The 240-nt window shown below is 57.1% G+C and carries 1 protein-coding gene; it reads right to left on the reverse strand.

The annotated features are described in order from the left end of the window. A partial coding sequence (locus tag SB752_RS33195; protein ID WP_410719628.1) for a hypothetical protein occupies window positions 1–211 on the reverse strand: 211 nt, incomplete at its 3' end. Window positions 212–240 lie beyond the last annotated feature (29 nt).

A 240-nucleotide genomic window follows, 5' to 3' on the forward strand; every position in this document is an offset into this window, starting at 1 on the left:
GGACGAACTGGCCGCGCTCGCCGGTAATCGCCACCTTGCGGTAATATCCCGGTTCTGCAACGGTTGCGCCTGGGCCAACTGACTGCGACGACATTTTTTCCCGCTGCCGCGCTTCGAAGTCTTTCCACTCGTTCGGTGTCGCCGGATAGTCAGTGTCGAACGTAAAATTAGGAGCACGGGCAGAATTCGAACTGAAATTGACGCGACTCAAGTTCGGCGCATCACCCTCCGTTGTCATGG

Source organism: Brevibacillus sp. SIMBA_040 (assembly GCF_046535075.1).
In the GTDB taxonomy this organism is placed as follows: Bacteria; Bacillota; Bacilli; order Brevibacillales; family Brevibacillaceae; genus Brevibacillus.